A 1,865-nucleotide genomic window follows, 5' to 3' on the forward strand; every position below is an offset into this window, starting at 1 on the left:
AAATGAGATTAGCCATGATTCCGCCGCCGTAACCGATCAGATTTCCTCCGATATCACGAAAAAGCGATGAAAAATCGTGCTCTCCTGATGTCGGCCAGTTCGGAAAAATCATTTTGCAATTGGCTCTGGCGCTTTGGTGGTCTGCGCCGTTGCTTTAACCGCAACCACTGTACATTCCGGTCCAATTCAGCGGCCCGCCGCTGAAGAAAAAAAAGCACTATTTGCGCGCGAAGCATTATCTCAAGCAATAGCACCAATTAAATCCAAGGAAGACTTGGAGCGCTATTTGCAAATAATTCCACCAAAATCCAATGCGCTCAATCTGCTTTCGCCAGCGGCAAGGGCGCGGTTCATTGCCACGCTCACTTTTAATGAAAAAGGCCTGACCAGCTTTGGTTTCGAGGACCTTCAACGCGAATTATCGCAAGACCAGATAGCAAAAGTGTTGGCCCTTTTTGGTTCCGAAAGTTCGGCCGTGCATATTAAACCTAGTGCCGAGCCACGGGCAACCCCTCGCCGCGACAAAAATGATTGCGTCGACGGGAACGGCCGCCTCCAACCAATATTTTGTGAAGACCCGTATGACGGTGGGATGGGAGGCGGCGGCGGAAGTTTCGGCGATGGTGGTGGTGGCGGCGGCGGCCGCCCAAAAATCCCGATTCCATTTCCCCCACCTGACCCCATAGATGGACAAATGGCACCTGTGCGAATGGAAAATGGCGATATTTATCACATGGTGTGTTCAGCTCGAGCAACTTGCTGGCCCAACAATAACAAGGTCTGCAAAGCAGCGTGCTAAATGTGCAGATTTAGCACGTTACCATGGGTAGGAGGAGTATCACTGCACTTCTCTGCCCACAGCCCGGCACCACGCTATACAGTTCGCTACCGGTATTCGAATACATCTAAATGGGCGCACCAGTTGTACGGCATTGGCCGCACTTTCCTTGTGAGATTCTCAATATGTCAGCAAGGTAGAGTGTCACTTTGGGTGTAGCGCGGGACCACATAGGCTTTGCAGTGCTTTTTCGGGACCATACTTGCAGCGAAAAGAGAGGCCATATGCCCCAACGAATGAAACTGGCCGCCGTCGCGTTTGCATTGTTCGTGATAGCCGTCACGACCACGGTGTTTTTGACGAGTCGCGAGGGGCTTGAGCGCGAAGCCCTCCCCCACCCGCAGCACGCGAATACTGCGGCACCTGTGAAGCAAAACGCTGAGAGCAGGGCGCAGCGTCGACCAACATCGGAGAAACTGGCAAACATTGCTCGCAGACCTTGCCCGCCTCGCTTTGGTGCAACAGCTACAGTACTCCCCGACGCACAGGTACAGGCCAGGGTCCAGACGACTATAGCCAAAAAACTGGACGTCCCCGCACTCGCCCAGTTGGCTAAACAAGGAGACGAGTCCGCAGCTCTGGTATTATTCCAAAGAGTTCGACCATGCTCTGAAACGACGCAACACATGGACAGCATGGAATTTGAGGTATCCAATTCAGGTTACCTGTCAGTTAGCGAATGCACACAGCTTCAGGCATCACTCTTGAGCCTCTTGCAAAACTAGCGGAACGGATGAAAATTGCTTGGCAGCGCAAGCGAAAAGTTGGGAGTGGGCGCCCATTTCTGGCATGATTTAGTTCTAACGCTTAATCAAAACGCCCACACCATGAATGCTACCCGACCCGCTCTGATCATGCAACGCTGGAACGCAGTTCAATATGACGTGCTGCCGGAACTGCGCGCAGAAGTGGGCGTCGTGACGCCGAAACTTGAGCGCCTTATCTACGTTCTGGAGTGGGCGCGTATCGAGGAATTCGCTGACGATTCCTGGGACGGCATTGGCCGACCGCCGCATGTACGTGCCTG

1 protein-coding gene is annotated in these 1,865 nt (G+C 53.1%); it reads left to right on the forward strand.

Annotated features, from left to right (window positions below):
* The first annotated feature begins 136 nt into the window (after positions 1 to 136).
* On the forward strand, positions 137 to 799 hold the full coding sequence (locus F1735_RS33325; RefSeq protein ID WP_167241266.1) for a hypothetical protein: 663 nt from the start codon (positions 137 to 139) through the stop codon (positions 797 to 799).
* Positions 800 to 1,865: the final 1,066 nt, after the last annotated feature.

Origin of the sequence: Massilia genomosp. 1, from assembly GCF_011682185.1 — a bacterium.
Lineage (GTDB): Bacteria > Pseudomonadota > Gammaproteobacteria > Burkholderiales > Burkholderiaceae_D > Telluria_A > Telluria_A rubra.